Source organism: Paenibacillus vulneris, from assembly GCF_039543185.1.
Classification (GTDB): Bacteria; Bacillota; Bacilli; order Paenibacillales; family NBRC-103111; genus Paenibacillus_S; species Paenibacillus_S vulneris.
This window is the reverse complement of record NZ_BAABJG010000006.1, coordinates 386500-404300: the sequence shown is the minus strand read 5'-3', so window position 1 is coordinate 404300 and position 17801 is coordinate 386500. Positions and strand designations below refer to the sequence as shown.

Here is a 17801-nt window from a genome sequence, read left to right as displayed (position 1 = left end):
TGAGGAAATATATAGATTTCAATGGAAAAAAGGAATACGGGCTTTCATGTCGAATGTATCGAATGTTAGTCATTTTATACTAGAGGAGAAACGCCTATCCTATGATTGAATTTCAAAATGTTTCCAAGGTTTATCCCAATGGTACCGTAGGTTTAAAAAATATTAACCTCACCATCCAACCGGGTGATTTTGTCGTTATCGTAGGTCTGTCCGGTGCAGGAAAATCGACGCTGCTGCGCTCGATGAACCGGCTGCATGAAATTACCGACGGTCAAATTTTGATAGACGGCAAGTCCATCACGGCTGCCCGTGGGGCTGAGCTTCGCCGCATGCGCCGCGATATCGGTATGATCTTCCAAAGCTTTAACCTGGTCAAACGGGTATCCGTTTTGCGTAATGTTCTATCCGGCCGGGTGGGCTATCACTCTACATTTAGAACCATTCTTGGTCTGTTTCCCAAAGAGGATATTGAGCTTTCCCTCAAAGCGCTGGAGCGCGTAAACATTCGCGAGAAAGCATACGCCCGCGCAGACGAGCTCTCCGGCGGCCAACAGCAGCGTGTATCCATTGCCCGCGCTTTGGCACAGGAGGCCAAAATTATTTTGGCTGACGAGCCGGTAGCTTCCCTGGACCCATTGACGACCCGGCAGGTTATGGATGACTTGAAACGGATCAATCAGGAGCTTGGCATCACTACGATTGTAAACCTTCACTTCATTGACCTGGCGAGAGAGTATGCAACTCGAATTATCGGCTTGCGGGCAGGGGAAGTCGTGTTTGACGGACCGGTTTCGGAAGCTACCGACGAGAAATTTTCGGAAATCTACGGCCGCGCGATCAAGAAAGACGAGCTGCTGGGGGTGGAAGGCTAATGACCGCATCCGAGCAACGCGGGAAGCAGCTTCAAAAGCCTTCGTCTTTAAAGCCTGCCCTTTCCGTCATCTTCATTCTGCTGCTTTTGTTCGGCAGCGCAATTCGAACGGACGCTTCTCTCGTAGAGCTTATTCAAGGTATTCCCGAGATGGGAAAGCTGTTCCAGGAGATGTATCCTCCCAATTGGAGCTACCTGAGTACGGTCATTGACCCGATGATAGAAACGATTCGAATGGCTATTATCGGAACGGTGGTAGGTTCCTTGCTTTCTATTCCCGTCGCATTTTTGGCAGCACGCAATGTAACGCAAATTCCTGTGCTGAGCGCCCTGGCCCGGTTCATTCTGAACCTGGTTCGGACCATTCCAGACCTTATGTATGCAGGCGTCTTTGCTGCTATCGTAGGCTATGGGATGCTGGCAGGAACGATCGCTCTTGCGTTCTTCTCCTTCGGTTTAGTGTCCAAGCTGACTTACGAATCGATTGAATCCATTGACCCCGGCCCTTTGGAGGCTATGACGGCTGTCGGCGCCAACAAGCTGCAATGGATCAACTTTGGGGTTGTGCCGCAGGTCACGGCTCAGTTTGCCGCCTACGTGCTTTACACGTTCGAAGTGAATGTGCGTGCCGCTGCGATCTTGGGCTTTGTCGGAGCCGGCGGTATCGGATTGATTCTGCAAAGAACATTGGACCGTCTCCGTTATGATCAGGCAGCAACGATCATTTTGTTCACGCTCGTGGTCGTGCTTGTGATTGATTATATTAGTACTAAGTTACGGGAGAAGCTGCTATGATGAATACGGATAAAAAGAACATCGGCGAACGAGTTCGTTATTGGTCGATTTGGATCGTTGTCATTATTATTTTGGTGTGGGCCTTTAAGGGCATCGAGTTTACGGGCATTAAAGAAACAGCGGGTCAAGTATCGAAGGCGATCTTCAAAGGCATTTTCCATCCGGATTGGGGCTTTGTCTATTTACCTGAAGGGGAGGACCTGCTTCGCGGATTGCTGGATACGGTAGCGATCGCCATCCTGGGTACATTCATTTCGGCCGTTCTCTGTATTCCTTTTGCATTCTGGGCCGCTACGGCCAAGGGCAAATCGCGCTGGGCGGTAGGCAGCGGGAAGTTTATGCTGAGCTTGATCCGTACCTTCCCTGAGGTGGTTATGGCAATCATCTTCATTAAAGCGGTAGGTCCAGGATCTTACGCCGGTGCGCTCGCGCTGGGGGTTCACTCTATCGGGATGCTGGGTAAGCTGTATTCGGAGGCCATCGAGAATTTGGATCGGGGGCCGCAGGAGGCTCTTGTTGCTTGCGGTGCCAACAGGCTTCAAACGCTGTGGTTTGCGGTCATTCCGCAGGTGCTTCCGGACTTTTTCTCCTTCGCATTGTATCGGTTCGAAATCAATATTCGTTCCGCTGCCATCCTGGGGGTTATCGGTGCCGGTGGTATCGGTACGCCGCTTATCTTCGCTTTGGAAGCCCGCAGCTGGTCTCGGGTCGGCATTATCCTGCTTGGCGTTATTGTCATGGTAACGGTGATCGATATTATTTCCGGTTATATTCGTAAGAAACTGGTGTAATAAGCATCAGCAAGAAACCAAATAAGGCAAAAAAAGAAGTGGTCAGGAATTCCTGGCCACTTCTTTGTACTTGTATTACTTACCGCCCATTTGCTTGTTAGCATCACGAACGACGTTGAATTTGGAGTCGTCGGAAGTTGTGTAGCCGCGGTGGGAGTAAACATCATAAATGATTTGTTGACCTTGAGGGTCTTTACCGATAGCGATGAACGCATCCGCGATTTTTTTGCGCCATTCCGGATCCATATCGTTACGAACACTGATTGTATCGTTAGGGATTGGAGCGGTGAAGAACAACACGCGTGTTTTGGAGAATACGTCTGGAACGTCTTTCATTACCGTTGTACGGGCATCTTGGAAAATGGCGGCTGCGTCCACTTCGTTATTCAGAACAGCCAGAACGCCTTTGTCATGACCTTTAACGGTGATCCCTTTTACGTCTTTATCAGGGTCGAGCTTGTTTTTCTTAAGCTCAAGACCCGGGTAGATGTAGCCGGCGGAGGAAGTAACGTCCTGCCAAGCGACTTTTTTATCTTTCAAATCAGCAATAGTCTTGATTGGGGAATCGTTTTTCACGATAATCATAGATTTGTACGAATCTACAAGCTTCGTTTTGTCTTCTTGACCTGTAGCGTCGTCAACGCCGTAACGTTGTGCTTGAAGCAGCAAGTCAGCCGCTTTCTTCTCATCGTGGGCTAATACATAGCCGGTTGGAGGAAGGAAGCCGATATCGACTTTCTTGGAAGCCATAGCTTCGATAATCGTGTTGTAGTTAGTGGAGATAGAAACCTTAACAGGAATACCGAGTCTGTCTCCCAGCAGTTTCTCAAGCGGCTTCGCTTTAGCTTCCAAAGTTTCTGCGCTTTGGGAAGGAACGAATTGAACCGTCAGCTCCTTAGGAACATAACCCTTTGTTGCTGTTTCCGTTTTTCCTTTGTCTGTTGGCGCAGGTGCAGCCGGAGTTTGATCTTTCTTAGCACAGCCCGCTGCAATACCTGCAGATAGCAGAAGCGATAAGCTGATTGCCGCTACTTTTTTAAGCATTTTTTTTGACCTCCCGTTAAATATGGAATGGAATCCATGATCTACTATAGCATAATATGTCCATTTCTACAGTAAAAAAAATGTTAAGAAAGTACCTTGGCAGCCAAAAAATTTGTTAAAATAGGTCGTAATGAAATGAACCGGTACGAATGGTTGGTTTGAAAGCACTTCCATTTTTTTTGCCGCGAGACCCGCCGTAGACTATTGGAATTTTGAAGCCTGGCAAGGTTCATCCTAATTTGGAGAAAACAGAAAAAAGATAACGGAGTTGATTCTTTTCCCATGACAAACGAACAAACCTGCACGATAACGATTTTGGAAACGAGCGATGTGCACGGGGCTTTGCTGCCTATCCAATACGCCAATAACCAGCCTACTTCCTTCGGGTTAGCCAAGCTTGCTTCCTTAATAAATAAGGAGCGGCGGAACGGGGGACATGTCATCTACATAGATAATGGAGATTTGATCCAAGGGACCCCCCTTGCTTATCACCATGCCAAGCTGAACGCGGAAGCCCCGAATCCGATGATCAGCTGTATGAATGCTATCGGCTGCGACGCGGCTGTTATGGGAAACCACGAGTTCAACTATGGACTGGAGCTGCTTCAAAAGGTGGTGCGGGAATCGAGCTTTCCGTGGTTAAGCGCCAATATTGTCGATGCCAAGACAGGGGAGCCGTTCTTCGGCAAGCCGTACCGGCTGATCGAGCTTCCGGAAGGGATTCGCGTTGCGGTCCTTGGGCTTACTACCCACTACATTCCTAATTGGGAGAAGCCGGAGCATATCGCAGGCCTGCACTTTGAAGATGCGTTCGAGGCTTGCACTAAATGGGTGGAGAAAATACGGAAGGAGGAACAGCCGGATGTGATGATCGTCTCCTATCACGGGGGCTTAGAACGGAATTTGGTGTCGGGCGAGCCGACCGAGCCTTTGACCGGGGAGAATGAAGGCTATGCCATGTGCCAAAATGTCCAGAGAATCGATGTGCTGCTCACCGGGCATCAGCACCGTACGATAGCGGACTGCAAGATCAACGGTGTCACCGTAGTTCAGCCGGGCAGCCAAGGGACGTATCTCGGAAAAGTGCAGCTTCAATTGACCAAGCGGGATGGCAAATGGAGCATCACGCAGTCGTCCTCCGGGCTGCTCTCGCCTGAAGGAGTGGAGCCGGACAGCACTCTGCTCGACATCGTTGCCCCGCATGAAGCGCTGACCCAGGAGTGGCTGGACCGACCTATCGGCAAGTTGCTTGGGGATATGAGAGTAACAGATCACATGGGAGTACGGATCAAGGAGCATCCGCTGATCGAGTTTATTAACAAAGTGCAGATGGAATTATCCGGCGCCCCGATCTCCAATACGGCATTGTTCGATAATATAGCTCCGGGGTTCCCGCCGGATATTACGATGCGCGACATCGTGTCGAATTATATTTATCCTAATACGCTCCAGGTCATTAGAATCAGCGGACAGGATATCAAGGACGCGCTGGAACGCTCGGCCTCCTATTTTGAAACGTATGACGGCGAGTCAGTGAAGGTCAACCCTTCGTTCAGCGAGCCTAAACCGCAGCATTACAATTACGACATGTGGGAAGGCATTGAATATAAGCTCAACATTTCCCGTCCGGAAGGGGAACGCGTCGTCATGCTGCAGTATCATGGCAAGCCGCTGGATATGCACGCCCAGTATGATGTCGTTATGAACAATTACCGCGCGGGCGGCGGCGGCAATTATACAATGTTCCAAGGCAAGCCTGTCGTACGCGACATTCCGACAGATATGGCGGAGCTGCTAGCCACCTACATTATGGAGAGAGGAACGATCGAGGCTTCCTTGAACTCCAATTGGGAGGTTATTTGGGACTGAGTGGTCCACTCCCCTGCAATTTGTATAACGAGAAGCGCGAAAAAAAGGAGGTCGGACGAATGGTGATTCGCAAGCTGATGCCAGCCGATGCCGAGCGGTACAGGGACATCAGACTCAGGTCGCTTAAGGAGCATCCGGATGCATTTTTGACTACTTATGAGCTAGAAATTACGAAGCCGCTGGAAACCATTCGTCATAACCTTCAGCCTACCGCCGATAAGTTTACTATGGGGGCTTTCTCGGACGAAGGGGAACTGGCCGGTGTAGTGACATTGGTCCGTGAGAGCAATCCGAAGCTCAGGCATAAAGCGAATCTATACGCCATGTATGTAGCTCCGGAATACCGTAAACAAAGGCTGGGTCAGGCACTGGTATCGGCACTGCTGATGGAGGCTAAGACTTGTGCGGGCTTGGAAAGAGTCCATTTGACGGTTATCTCCAGCAACCAAGCGGCCAAACGGCTCTATGAATCGCTGGGCTTCGTATGCTACGCGACGGAAAAACAAGCGTTAAAGATCGACGGAGCTTACTGGGATGAGGATTTCCTATCGATTCGAGTATAGATTGGAAGACTTCTTAGGAAGTCCAAGTCTGTTGAAAAACCTGTGAAACTTGAAAAATAGCATCGGTAACCCGGTGGGGTATCCCCCTCCGGCCGCTGTTGTTCCCGGAAAATTTTGATTATATCACTTTACAGCGGTTATTTTCCGCGAACAAAGGCGGACGCTATCGCTCCTACGAGGGACACCCCACCTATCACCATTCGTATTTTTCCTGTAAGATGGTTTTTTCAAAAACGTGAAGACTTCTTAGGAAGTCTTTTTTTGATTTGACACTTTACTAGATTAATGTATTAATGTATTATCGAATTGTAGTGATAAAGTAAACGATAAGGAGATCGTGTACCATGAACCCAACCATTCAAGTGAAAGCGCGCAAGGCATTGAATCATATGAAGCCGTACTCTCCCGGCAAGCCGATATGGGAAGTACAGCAAGAGCTCGGCATCGATAAGGTCATCAAGCTGGCATCCAATGAAAACCCGCTTGGGGCTTCCCCCAAGGCGGTAGAGGCGATAATTGCCTACTTGCCGGAAATTCATCGTTATCCGGACGCGAGCACCAAGGGGCTGAACGAGGCTATCGCTGCCCAGCTGCAGCTGACTCCCGATCAGCTTATCGTAACGAATGGAGCCGACGAGCTGATCAAGCTGGTGGCGGAGGCTTTTTTGGAGGAGGGAGATGAGGTCGTCGTGCCGCATCCGTCATTCAGCGAATACGAGTTCGGGGCTCACCTGATGGGAGCTGTCCCTGTTCCGGTTCCGCTTGACGAAAGCTACCAATATCATGTGGAGGATCTGCTGTCCGCCGTTACGGAACGAACCAAGATGGTATTCTTATGCTCGCCGAATAATCCGACTGGTACGTACTTATCCCGTGAAGATCTTCGGCGATTGCTCAACGCATTGCCTAAGGATGTGCTTGTCATGTACGACTCCGCGTACAGTCACTTTGCTTCGGCCGAAGACTATACGGACGGCCTTGAGTTTGTACGGGAAGGAAATCCGGTCATCGTGCTCCAGACCTTTTCCAAAATCTATGGATTGGCAGGCATCCGTGTTGGTTTTGGGGCAGCGCCTGCTCCTATCATAGCAAGCATTTTGCAGGTTAAAGAGCCTTTCAATGTCAACGCTTTGGCTCAAGAGGCAGCGAAGGCAGCCATTGCAGATACGGAGCATGTCGAGGCGTCCCGTCGCGTGAATGCCCTCGGCCGGGAACAGCTGTACGAGGCTTTTCGCGTGTTGGGATTGTCTTATACCGAAAGTATGACGAACTTTATTCTTGTGAAGCTTGGCCCTGACGCGAAGGAGCTGTATGGGCGTCTTATGGCGCTTGGGGTGATCGTACGCTACGGCGGCACATGGGGGATGCCGGAGCATATTCGCGTAACTGTAGGGACCCAAGAAGAAAATGATTTCTTCATCCGTCAGCTGACTTCCTTATTGGGGGAATAGCGGATCGCTGCGGTCCGGCCTGCATTGCTGCGATGCGGCAATGAAGCGAAAGTTGCTGCCTCCGGAGTATTCAAGAATTGCCCCCAATATAGTATGATTTAAGCAGGAAGCCATTTTTAGGCAATGATCCTGATGATCTTAGAGGGGGAACTGTGGAATGAGTATGCTGTTATGGCCAAACGGAACACCGAACGCGCTAGGGGAAGAGCCGGAGGATAAACCGACTCTGGTCCCATATCTTGTAGAAGGAGAAGAACCGACAGCCGCAGTCGTCGTTTGTCCGGGTGGAGGCTATGCCCGTAGAGCCCAGCACGAAGGGGAGCCTGTAGCGCTGTGGTTGAATTCTTTAGGGATCTCCGCCTTCGTCGTTCATTACCGCGTCGCTCCTTACCGTCATCCGAATCCGCTTATGGATGCGCAGAGAGCGATCCGTACGGTGAGAAGCAACGCCAAGCAATGGAATATCGATCCGAATCGGGTAGGGATTCTGGGATTTTCGGCCGGAGGGCACGTGGCGGGATCTGCCGGTACCCAATATGATGCCGGTCGTCCGGATGCAGAGGACCCGATTGAACGCGAAAGCAGCCGCCCGGACCTGTTAGTGCTTTGTTATGCGGTGATCAGCTTCGGCACCTATGCTCACAAAGGCTCGCTGAACAATTTGCTGGGAGAGTCTCCGGACCCGTCTTTGGTGGAGCTTATGTCCCATGAATTGCAGGTGACGGAGGATACGCCGCCGACATTTTTGTGGCATACGGCCGATGATGCCTCGGTACCGGTAGAGAACAGCCTGCTGTTCGCATCGTCCCTCAGCCGCAATCGTGTGCCGTTCGAGCTTCATGTCTTTGAAAGCGGCCGCCACGGCTTGGGTCTGGCAGCAGAACAGCCAGGGGTCAAGGCATGGACGGATGTATGCGCATCGTGGCTGAAGCAGCGCGGATTCTAGATGAACGAAAGCGATTGGAAGAACGGGGGCGAACGGAAAGCCGCTGTGGAGAGGACTTATCCGGCTCAATCGCTACAATATGAGCTGTACCCGCTTGGGGAACAGGCGGTTGTCATTCGTTGGGACGGAGAAATCAGCGAACCGATGCTGGATGTCGTCAGCGCAGCCATTCGCTGTCTGGAGCATGACCCTGGCCCGGCTGTCGTTGAATTCGTCAGAGCCTACAGGACGGTGACCGTCTATTATGATCCTGTAGCGTTATATATCGATAAGCAAGCTTATCGGGAGGAAACAGCTTCTTCACACAGCAGTGTGGAGGGTGGAGAATTGAAGCCGGGTGTGTCGCTTGCCGGAAAAGAGCCTTCTCCTTATGAGCTCATGTGCAGCTGGATAAGAGGGCGGCTGAAGCTGCTAGATGTAACGATAAGCGAAATGGAGAACGAAGGACGCCAAGCTCTTCGTGTGGTTCCCGTCTGCTTCGGAGGTGCATTCGGGCCGGATTTGCCGGCGCTATCGGCCCAAGCTGGCATTACGGAGAAAGAGACGATAGAACGGTACTGTTCTGCAGTGTATACCGTCTATATGGTCGGTTTCACCAACGGCTTTCCCTATATGGGTGGACTCCACGAGTCTCTAGCCATGCCGAGGCGAGCCCATCCGAGGCAGCTTGTGCCAGAAGGAACGGTGGGCATCGCCGGGATGCAGACCGGCATTTATCCGGTGGCATCCCCCGGCGGCTGGCAGCTGATCGGACGAACACCTCTTCGTCTGTTCGACCCTTGGAGAGCGCTGCCTTCCCTGTTTCAGGCTGGTGATCGGGTTCGTTTCAGGCCCATATCGGAAGCGCAGTTTGCCGCTCTGGAAGGCGCTCCGTCCGACGGTGACGTCTGGGAGAGGTTTGTGGAGCAGGAGGATGCGAGATGACGATCGAGGTGCTGCATCCTGGCATGCTGACGACGGTACAGGATGAAGGGCGCTTCGGCCTGCGCGGCGTGGGCGTCGTGACAAGCGGAGCCATGGACAGGTTCGCCCTTCAGGTGGCGAACCTGCTTGTCGGCAACGAGCGCGGCGCGGCTGCGCTCGAAATGACCCTCACGGGCGCGACGCTCGTATTTCACGACGACGCCCTTGTGGCTCTGTGCGGCGCGGACATGGACGCCCGCGCCGATGAGGGGCCGCCGCTGCCCGGCTGGCGGCCTGTGCTCGTGCGCAGCGGCACCGTGCTGCGCTTCGGCCGCGCGCTCCGCGGGGCGCGCGCGTGCCTGGCCGTGGCGGGCGGCATTGCCGTGCCCGCCGTGCTGGCCAGCCGCAGCACGCACGTGCCGTCGCGGCTCGGCGGCTTCGCCGGGCGTGCGCTGCAGCCGGGAGACCGGCTGCAGGCTGGCACGCCTTCGGCGGCCGCCCTCGCGCTCGCGGCCCGCTTGGCCGCGGCTGCGCCAGGGGCGCCGATCGCCCCCGCTGCGTGGGCGATCGCGCCGAGCGCGCGTCCGCCGTATGCGGAGCAACCGGTGGTGCGCGTGACCCGCGGTCGTGAGGCGGAAGCGATGACAGGCGGCAGCCTGCACAGCTTCTTCACCACGCCCTACAGCATAACCCCTCAGTCGGACCGCATGGGCTACCGACTGGCAGGCGCGCGGCTCGAGGAAGCCGAGCCGCGTGAAATGATCTCGGAAGCCGTGACGATGGGCACGGTTCAAGTACCGCCTGGCGGCCAGCCGATTGTGCTAATGGCCGATGCCCAGACGACGGGCGGCTATCCGCGCATCGCTCAGGTCGCCGCCGCCGATCTGCCGCTGCTGGCCCAGCTGAAGCCGGGAGGAACCGTTCGCTTCCGGGAAATTACCCTGCAGGAAGCGCAATCGCTCTACATCCGGCAGCAGCTCGATTTGCGCCGGCTGGAGCAGCTTGTCCGACTGAAGGCAGGGGCGTCGATGCCGTAGGATGCTATTCTTTTATCATAAGGCCATAAGGAGAAATTCATTATAACCATTCTTTCGCTTGAGACAGCCTGGCAAATATGAGTAAATAGTATTGTAGCAGGCCAGCTAACACTCAAGGAAAGGAGTGATCAGTGCAATGAACACACAACCGGAGGTGGTCTCTGCGTAAGCAGAGGCTCCATAACCAGGGGAGGCCTTCAAGCCTCCCTCTATTTTTCCAAAATAGCGAATAGACATGAAGACCTTGAATAAGGTATAATCAATTAGGAAGTAAATGGAATCATGAAAATATACGAAAGGAGTGGCGTTCGATGTTCGACTTCACAACAACTATTAAAAAAGGGTTTTGGCTGAATTGAATAAGCATTTTCCCATCACCGTCACCTGACGTCATTGACATGAACCATGACATATAATATGGCTCCCAGGCACGATACGGCAGATCGTGTTTTTTTGTTTTCATGTATTGACCCTGACGTTTACAACAACTCGGCGCAACCTCGTACAGCAGGTTGTGTGGAGTAAAGCTCTGCGGAGGCTTTTATGAAAGTGGAAAGCTTAGCAGAGTAAAACTCTTAGGAGGTGTAAAGATGAAAATGCTTATCTCTTTCACGGCGGCGCTAGCGACTAATGCACGGAAGGAGGATTTCATCGATGGGGTACAAAAACGGAAAAGATATTCTTCCCCCTAGTCTGCTGAAACAGCTGCAGGACTATATTCAGGGCGAGATTATCTATATCCCGAAAAAAGAACAGACGCGTGCAGGCTGGGGAGAAAACAACGGAACACGTCTTACGATCCAGCGGCGCAACCATGAAATATACCGCCTCTATGAGAACGGTTCAACCGTTCTGGAGCTAATTCAAAAATTCCATCTGTCCGAGGACAGCATACGCAAAATTATCGTTAAAACCCGCGTTGCGGTTGCCCGCCAGCACTAGCTGTCGAGGGAAGCCGAACGGGTTCCATATATACGAAAAAAGCCCCTTAGGACCTCCTAAGGCTTTTTTTCATTCTTGAGGCAATGCACGGCAGGTTATCTGCCTGGAGAGCCAACCCGCAGGGGGAATTTCAAACTAAGGAGACGAATACGATGAGTCCTTCATGGATTGATCTCAATTGCGATATGGGCGAAAGCTTTGGGGCCTATCGCATAGGAATGGATGAAAGGCTGATGCCCTATATCACATCGGCCAATATTGCTTGCGGATTTCATGCAGGCGATGCGGCCGTGATGCGAAGAACGGTCCGGGCGTGCAAGGCAAATCACGTCGCGATCGGAGCGCATCCCGGTCTTCCGGACCTGAACGGCTTTGGGCGAAGGGAGATGCGTATTACACCGGATGAAGCCTATGAGATGGTCATTTATCAGATTGGTGCCTTAATGGGGTTTGTCCGATCCGAGGATGCGGTCCTGCGGCATGTGAAGCCGCACGGGGCCCTATATAATATGGCAGCGGCCGATTCTGCGTTGGCCGAGGCGATTGCCGAAGCCGTGTATCGGGTCGATCCGGGGCTGATTTTGTTCGGATTGGCGGGAAGCGAGCTTACCAAAGCCGGTATTCGCCGTGGGCTGCTGGTTGCGGAGGAAGCGTTCGCGGACCGAACCTACCGTGCGGATGGAACATTAACCCCGCGTTCCGAGGCTAATGCCGTCCTGCAGGATTCGGTTGAAGCGGCGGAGCAAGCGCTCCTTATCGTAAGGGATGGATTGGCATGGACCGGCGACGGCGGTACTATCAGCATAGCAGCCGACACGGTATGCATTCATGGGGACAGCCCGCATGCGCTTGAATTTGCCATAGCAATAAAGCAGCGATTGGAGCAGGAGGGCGTTGTCGTCAGCGCGCCTAACCTCAAACCATTTTCAAACCGCTGATCAGAATGATGGCAGCCATAATCGTCCGCAGCGGTTTGCCCGGCAGCTTTGCCGACAGGCCGCTTCCCAGAAGGACGCCGGGTACGGAACCTGCGAGGAGATTGAAGGCCAGATGATAATCGATATTGCCGAACCCTGCATGCATAATGCCGGCTGCGGAGACCAGCAAAAAGGCATGTGCGATATCGGTTCCCACCAATTCGGCCGCACCCATGCGGAAGAAGAACATCATGGCCAGGGCGAATAACGATCCCGAGCCGATCGAGGTCATCCCGACGATGAAGCCCAATGCGACACCGATGCCGATCGTCATCCATTTCTTTTCCTCGTCGGATTTCTCCTGCCATCGATTCGTGCTGAAGCGGCTGATCCACTGTTTGGCGATGCTCAGAATCGCGACCACGATCAGAACGATGCCGAGCGTATGCTTGATAACCGTCTCTTGAATCTCGTGCAGCGGCGGATACAGCTCCAGCAGCAGAATTGCGGCAATGGCGCTTGGAATGCTGCCGAAGGCCAAATACTTGGTTACCTTGAAGTTGATCGTCTTTTGCCGGTAATGCTGAATACTGCCGAACAGCTTCGTAATCGAGTTGTAGAACAAATCCGTAGCGACAGCAACGGTTGGTTGAATCCCCAATAATACAAGAAGAGGGGTTAGTAATGCAGCTCCCCCTACACCCGTCAAGCCGACCAAAAGGCCGACGAACAGCCCCATTAATGCAATGCTCCAGTCCATGATTTCCACCCCATGCATTTGAATGCTTTGAAAGTTATAGCCTTATTATAATTCCTAGTAAGATTATCGGCAATATGTGTTTTTAAGAAAATGGCATTTTTTTCTTCGATAAGCTAACTTACTATATGAGGGCGAATATCTCTAGGTGAACGATGACATGCAAAAAAACGCCGGCTTCGCAGATGAAAACGGCGTTGGGTGAGGAATTGAAGTTATTCTTCCGGCTGTCCGGATGCTTTGCGCAGTTCATTGGCCAGACGGTGGAATTCGGCTTGCGCTTCTTCGGAATCGGTGCAGCTGTAGGCGGCGGAAAGGAACAAAATGATTTTGTTAGCGTCTTCTTTACTGAGCATCGGATCATCCCCTTCTTCCCAGGCTGTATTTTATGAATATAATACAAAGTATGCTGCCGCTCGCGAACGGCGACGGCTAACGGTCGAAAGGGTATGAAAGTATGAGAGCCCCGCTCAAGTCACAGAAAAGCCGCGCTAGAGGAGGGAAACGAATATGATCTGGATATTTGTTTACGGGACCCTGCTGCAGGGAGAAATTAATCATGAAGTGGCCAAGCCCTATGTGGAACAGCTTGAAAAAGGATGTGTCAGGGGGACGCTCTACAATTATGGACCTTACCCTGGGCTAGTGCTTGCTGGAGGAGGCTCGGTTGAAGGGGAGTGGCTGCTTGTCTCGGAGGAGGGGCTCGTTCAGTTGGATGGGATGGAGGATTATCATGGACCGGGGCAACTTAACGATTACGAGAGAGTGTGGGTTCACGATGCGCTGCGGCCGGAACGCGAAGGATGGGTGTATGTTTGGAATGACAGCCGGGGGTGTCCACCGATTCCGGACGGTTCATGGCGCACCCGCCGTAAGGAAGCATAACGGCTTACATTCTTCTGGAATGCAGGCTGCGGCTCCAGTCATCCGATTCGGATTTGCTGATGATTTCGGTCATTCTAACGACGACGCCCTTGGCTTCATCTTCTCCATGGACTTCTATTAGCTGTTCGTACGTTAAATCGTTATGGATCAGCTTGCGTCTGACCATCGTATCGGTATACCATGCCTCCGTGATGGCAAAAAGGCCCTCTTTGGTGAGCCACACCTCATGATAGCAGCGTTCTTCCTCGTTGTGGGGCTTCATGGTCATGTAGTATGCTGAAATAGGAATTCTTGGATCGGATATGCGTTGGTTAAAGACAGAGCCGGAAGAAACCGGTTGGCCGAAGGAGACGTATTTAGTCAGCTTTTTTATTAACAAATCAACGTGTTCCAATGACTAGCTCTCCTTTCAATAGTTCTAAATGACTAATATTGCTAAAGAAATGATAAAATCCGATTGCTGCTTTATTGTAGCATAGTTCTAATGGCGTAGAAAACTAATTTTTCCAACTGAAGATGTAGAAGTTTGTATTTTTGCACCGAAATGAGGTTGGAAAATGATATAATGATAAGCAAATTGCTGAGGAAATTGAGGGGAAACCTGCATGTCCGATTACCGTATTTTATTAGCGGATGATGAATTAGCGCTTCGTTTTTTATTGACTGAGACTTTGACGGATGAGGGATATGACATTACGGAAGCCGAGGATGGAAAACAAGCGCTGTCCCATATACAAAGCACGCGTTATGATCTTATTATTCTCGATTATATGATGCCGGAGCTGACGGGTGTAGAAGTATGCGAATGGCTGCGTACCCACGACAATCCCAATCAAGCCGCTCCGGTAATCCTGTTGACAGCCAAAGCGCTGGAAAAAGACCGGGAGCGGGCAAAACAGGCCGGGGTCAGCACATATATCGTAAAACCGTTCAGTCCCCTTCAATTGATTGAGGTGGTGCAGCAGCTAATAGAAGGCGGACCGTAACGTGCTACATATCATCTATTTTGAAATGACTGGAAGTGAAAGGTTTGCGTCAACTATCGCCTGAGGAACGCTTGCAAAAGGAAGCAAGACTGATGAAAGAAGGGCGTAAGCGGTATGTGAGTGAGCTCCGCAAACAGCTGAAGGAGCTGCATGACGTTAGTGAGGTTCATGAATCCGGGCGCACGCTTGCGGCAGCCAAGCGGATCTATAGATTGGTTCATACCATGAAAGGCAGTTCGTCTGTTTTCGGTTTTATGCGCATCGGTCTTGTAGCCGAGAAACTGGTTCGCTTATGGGAATGGACTCAAAGGACGGACGACGGCTGGGATCATGCCCAAATCGCGGCAGAGTTCCAGCTCTGCGTACAGGCCGGGGCCAAGTGGAAGCAGCAGCTGCTGATGGAATTTGATCTTTACTGTCAGGAGATGGATTTGGACGAGCAGCAGGAGCAGTTCGGAAAAATTACGCTGGCGCCATCGGGAGGAAGACTGCTGATCATTGATGATGACGATGCTCTTCGTTCTTATCTGGTGAGGCGTCTTAAGCTCGAGGGCTATGAAGTGGACCATGCGTCGGACGTAGGGACCGCCCAGAAGCTGCTGCGAGAGCATAATTACGATTTGATTACATTGGATTTGATGATGTATCCGCAGTCCGGTTACGAATTGTTTGAATTCGTGAAGGAGGATCCTACGCTGAAATGGGTCCCGCTTGTGGTGCTTTCCGGACGGGACGATATTCACGATAAAGTACGCTGCTTTTATTTGGGTGCCGATGACTTTGTCACGAAGCCTTTTCAATATGAGGAGTTGAGCGCACGCATCTACAGCCTTCTGAAACGAACGAAAAATTTCGAGCAGATGGCTTTTCGCGACCCGCTGACCGGGATCTATAACCGGCGCTTTTTCGATCATCAAATTCAAGTGGAGCTTCAGCGCATCAGCCGTTATCCGGCGCCGATCTCGCTTGTTTTTATCGATATCGACAGGTTCAAAAGCATTAACGATACGCATGGCCACCATGTAGGGGATTTGGTACTACAGGGCTTGGCTCATATTCTGCAAAAAAATCTACGCTCCACCGATCTGATCGCGCGCTTTGGCGGGGAGGAGTTTGTCGTGGTCCTTCCGGGAAGCACGGCTCAGGATGCGCAAAAAACGATAGAGTCCATCCTGCAGCAGATTCGTACGGAGCCTGTGGCTCAGAACGATGGACAGACCTTCCATATCACGTTCTCGGCAGGCGTGTCCGCATGGTCCGAAGGGATGACGATTGAAGAATGGATTCAGCGATCCGATGATGCGATGTATGCCGCCAAACAGGGCGGCAGAGACCGCGTGATGATTTATGTCGATGAGATGGGGGATCCGTGCAGCTCGCCATCGGAAGGAACCGAGGAGCGCCGCCCGACGGTCTTGATTGCTGATGATGACCGCATTCTAAGGTCCATTCTGGTTTCGAAGCTGCAGCATCTTCCCGTGACCTTCCTGGAAGCGTCGGATGGGGAAGAGGCTTACGGCATTCTTACACGCCAGTCCGTTGATGTATGTGTGCTGGATGGCGTGATGCCTCGTTTGGGAGGCTTCGAACTGCTGGAGCGATTCGGGCAGGAAGGCTCGATGCCTCCGAATTTGTCCATCCTTATGCTCTCGGGGAGAAGCCGGGAGGATGAGCCGGCGAAAGGGCTGCCTGCCGGAGTCGATATTTTCATGCATAAGCCGTTCTCCATGGTAGAGCTTGAGATGAAGGTGAAGCAGCTGTTGAAGCTGCCGTAAGGCAGAACCGCGTTCTAATTTCTAGAGCCGATATAAAAGGAACACCCCCATGCTTCCAGAGGGAAGAAGGGGGTGTATTTGTTTTACAGATCATCCCAGTTCATGTTGGATGATTTGCTGTAGTTCGTTACTTTTTGCTCGAAGAAGTCGGTTTTGATGCCGTTCATATTACTGAACGTTTCGACCCATTTCATCGGATGCTCCACAACTTCCGGGAACAAAATTTCGAGACCGAGGTTTCTTAAACGCTCATTGGACAAGTACTTGATATATTGATCGATGATTTCGTTGCTGAGACCGCTGATGTTATTGTTGGTAATGTATTGGCCCCATTCGATTTCATGGTTCACGGCGGTTCTCATCATCTGACGAAGCTCTTCGATCAGCTCGTCGGTGAAAATATCCGGATTTTCCTTGCGGATTTCCCGGAAAATATTTTGGAACAACGCCAGATGCGTCAGCTCGTCGCGCTGAATGTATTTGATTTCGGATACGGTGCCGAGCATTTTGCCCTGACGTCCGAGCGCGTAGAAGAAGCTGAAGCCGCTGTAGAAGTAGATGCCTTCCAGAATATAGTTCGCCATAATGGTTTTCATCAGATTCTTCGTGGAAGGATCCTCGACAAAGTTTTCATACAGGTCGGTGATGAACCGGTTCCGGCGCAGCAAATGCTTGTCTTCACGCCATTGGTTGTAGATATCGTCACGTGCCTCGGCTGAAACTACGCTGTCGAGAATGTACGAGTAGCTTTGGCTGTGAACGGCTTCCTGGAACGTCTGTACCGTCAGGCACAGATTCACCTCCGGCGCCGTAATATACTCGTTAATGTTAGGCAGATTTGCCGTTTGCAGCGAATCCAGGAAGATCAGGAAGCTGATGATTTTATCATAGCTTTGACGCTCATGCGGCGACAAAAATTTGTAGTCCTTGGCGTCCTGCGCCAAAGGAATTTCTTCCGGAATCCAGAAGTTGTTCATCATTGTGCGATACATTTTCGTCGCCCAATCGTACTTCACGTTGTTCAGCTCGATCAGGTTCGTCGTATTGCCGCCGATCATGCGGCGTTTTCCCCAGTCACGGTCACCGTGCTCGTTAAACAGTTTTTTCTTCTGTAATTGGTCCAAAGAAGAGCTACCCCCTAAATCCCCCTGCAAGGGGGACCCCATGGGGCTCTGCCCCCTGGACCCCCTCGGCTGTGGGAGTTACTTTTTGTTGGTTTGGAGCGCGTTCGTACCCCATCCCCCGGCTCTGGCTGCGCCATTTGCCGGG

General features: G+C 51.8%; 19 protein-coding genes. 14 read left to right on the top strand and 5 right to left on the bottom strand.

Annotated elements, in window-relative coordinates; all coding sequences use genetic code 11:
• Positions 1-101 precede the first annotated feature (101 nt).
• The 3 genes from phnC to phnE (ABEA66_RS07190) are packed head-to-tail and all read left to right on the top strand — an operon-like array spanning position 102 to position 2457.
• Positions 102-872: a phosphonate ABC transporter ATP-binding protein gene (gene phnC, locus ABEA66_RS07200; RefSeq protein WP_192701326.1), complete on the top strand. Its 771-nt coding sequence runs from the start codon at positions 102-104 to the stop codon at positions 870-872.
• Entirely contained in the window at positions 872-1666 is a 795-nt protein-coding gene (phnE, locus tag ABEA66_RS07195; protein ID WP_079914411.1) for a phosphonate ABC transporter, permease protein PhnE, read from the top strand. The genes phnC and phnE (ABEA66_RS07195) overlap by 1 nt, the downstream gene beginning before the upstream one ends.
• Positions 1666-2457 (top strand): phosphonate ABC transporter, permease protein PhnE, encoded by a 792-nt coding sequence (gene phnE / locus ABEA66_RS07190; RefSeq protein ID WP_377739964.1) that lies wholly within the window; start codon positions 1666-1668, stop codon positions 2455-2457. Before phnE (ABEA66_RS07195) ends, phnE (ABEA66_RS07190) begins: the two co-directional genes overlap by 1 nt.
• A gap of 75 nt (positions 2458-2532) precedes the next feature.
• On the opposite strand, the gene ABEA66_RS07185 is transcribed toward phnE (ABEA66_RS07190), so the two are convergent.
• Positions 2533-3501: a phosphate/phosphite/phosphonate ABC transporter substrate-binding protein gene (locus ABEA66_RS07185; RefSeq protein WP_079914412.1), complete on the bottom strand. Its 969-nt coding sequence runs from the start codon at positions 3499-3501 to the stop codon at positions 2533-2535.
• A gap of 282 nt (positions 3502-3783) precedes the next feature.
• Between ABEA66_RS07185 and ABEA66_RS07180 the strand changes: the two genes are divergently transcribed.
• The 8 genes from ABEA66_RS07180 (at position 3784) to ABEA66_RS07145 (ending at position 12150) form a co-directional block, all read left to right on the top strand.
• Complete coding sequence (locus ABEA66_RS07180; RefSeq protein WP_345587033.1) at positions 3784-5370, top strand: bifunctional metallophosphatase/5'-nucleotidase; 1587 nt, start codon at positions 3784-3786, stop codon at positions 5368-5370.
• A gap of 59 nt (positions 5371-5429) precedes the next feature.
• Positions 5430-5933: a GNAT family N-acetyltransferase gene (locus tag ABEA66_RS07175; protein ID WP_345587032.1), complete on the top strand. Its 504-nt coding sequence runs from the start codon at positions 5430-5432 to the stop codon at positions 5931-5933.
• A 344-nt stretch (positions 5934-6277) separates the two neighbouring features.
• Positions 6278-7384: a histidinol-phosphate transaminase gene (gene hisC / locus ABEA66_RS07170; protein ID WP_345587031.1), complete on the top strand. Its 1107-nt coding sequence runs from the start codon at positions 6278-6280 to the stop codon at positions 7382-7384.
• A 157-nt stretch (positions 7385-7541) separates the two neighbouring features.
• On the top strand, positions 7542-8330 hold the full coding sequence (locus tag ABEA66_RS07165) for an alpha/beta hydrolase (protein ID WP_079914416.1): 789 nt from the start codon (positions 7542-7544) through the stop codon (positions 8328-8330).
• Positions 8331-9254, top strand: a complete 924-nt coding sequence (gene pxpB, locus ABEA66_RS07160; protein ID WP_345587030.1) for a 5-oxoprolinase subunit PxpB — start codon at positions 8331-8333, stop codon at positions 9252-9254.
• Positions 9251-10270, top strand: a complete 1020-nt coding sequence (locus ABEA66_RS07155) for a 5-oxoprolinase subunit C family protein (RefSeq protein WP_345587029.1) — start codon at positions 9251-9253, stop codon at positions 10268-10270. Before pxpB ends, ABEA66_RS07155 begins: the two co-directional genes overlap by 4 nt.
• 654 nt (positions 10271-10924) lie before the next feature.
• Positions 10925-11212 (top strand): CD3324 family protein, encoded by a 288-nt coding sequence (locus ABEA66_RS07150; protein ID WP_079914419.1) that lies wholly within the window; start codon positions 10925-10927, stop codon positions 11210-11212.
• A 152-nt stretch (positions 11213-11364) separates the two neighbouring features.
• The gene (locus ABEA66_RS07145; RefSeq protein WP_345587028.1) at positions 11365-12150 is read left to right on the top strand and encodes a LamB/YcsF family protein; all 786 of its coding nucleotides are present in this window, start codon (positions 11365-11367) and stop codon (positions 12148-12150) included.
• On the opposite strand, the gene ABEA66_RS07140 is transcribed toward ABEA66_RS07145, so the two are convergent.
• On the bottom strand, positions 12128-12889 hold the full coding sequence (locus ABEA66_RS07140) for a sulfite exporter TauE/SafE family protein (RefSeq protein ID WP_079914421.1): 762 nt from the start codon (positions 12887-12889) through the stop codon (positions 12128-12130). The genes ABEA66_RS07145 and ABEA66_RS07140 overlap by 23 nt on opposite strands.
• Positions 12890-13101: 212 nt before the next feature.
• The gene (locus tag ABEA66_RS07135) at positions 13102-13242 is read right to left on the bottom strand and encodes an N-acetylmuramoyl-L-alanine amidase (RefSeq protein ID WP_079914422.1); all 141 of its coding nucleotides are present in this window, start codon (positions 13240-13242) and stop codon (positions 13102-13104) included.
• A gap of 154 nt (positions 13243-13396) precedes the next feature.
• Between ABEA66_RS07135 and ABEA66_RS07130 the strand changes: the two genes are divergently transcribed.
• Positions 13397-13771 carry a gamma-glutamylcyclotransferase family protein gene (locus ABEA66_RS07130; protein WP_345587027.1) on the top strand — a complete coding sequence of 125 codons (375 nt, stop codon included), beginning with the start codon at positions 13397-13399 and terminating at the stop codon, positions 13769-13771.
• A gap of 4 nt (positions 13772-13775) precedes the next feature.
• On the opposite strand, the gene ABEA66_RS07125 is transcribed toward ABEA66_RS07130, so the two are convergent.
• Positions 13776-14165, bottom strand: a complete 390-nt coding sequence (locus ABEA66_RS07125) for a hypothetical protein (RefSeq protein WP_079914424.1) — start codon at positions 14163-14165, stop codon at positions 13776-13778.
• A gap of 211 nt (positions 14166-14376) precedes the next feature.
• On the opposite strand from ABEA66_RS07125, the gene ABEA66_RS07120 reads away from it, so the two are divergent.
• Positions 14377-14757, top strand: coding sequence for a response regulator (locus ABEA66_RS07120; RefSeq protein WP_079914425.1), 381 nt, complete (start codon positions 14377-14379; stop codon positions 14755-14757).
• 44 nt (positions 14758-14801) lie between these two features.
• Positions 14802-16532: a diguanylate cyclase gene (locus tag ABEA66_RS07115; protein ID WP_225947904.1), complete on the top strand. Its 1731-nt coding sequence runs from the start codon at positions 14802-14804 to the stop codon at positions 16530-16532.
• 83 nt (positions 16533-16615) lie between these two features.
• On the opposite strand, the gene ABEA66_RS07110 is transcribed toward ABEA66_RS07115, so the two are convergent.
• A complete protein-coding gene (locus ABEA66_RS07110; RefSeq protein WP_425571479.1) occupies positions 16616-17656 on the bottom strand; it encodes a ribonucleotide-diphosphate reductase subunit beta in 1041 nt (346 codons plus the stop codon).
• Between the last annotated feature and the right edge of the window lie 145 nt (positions 17657-17801).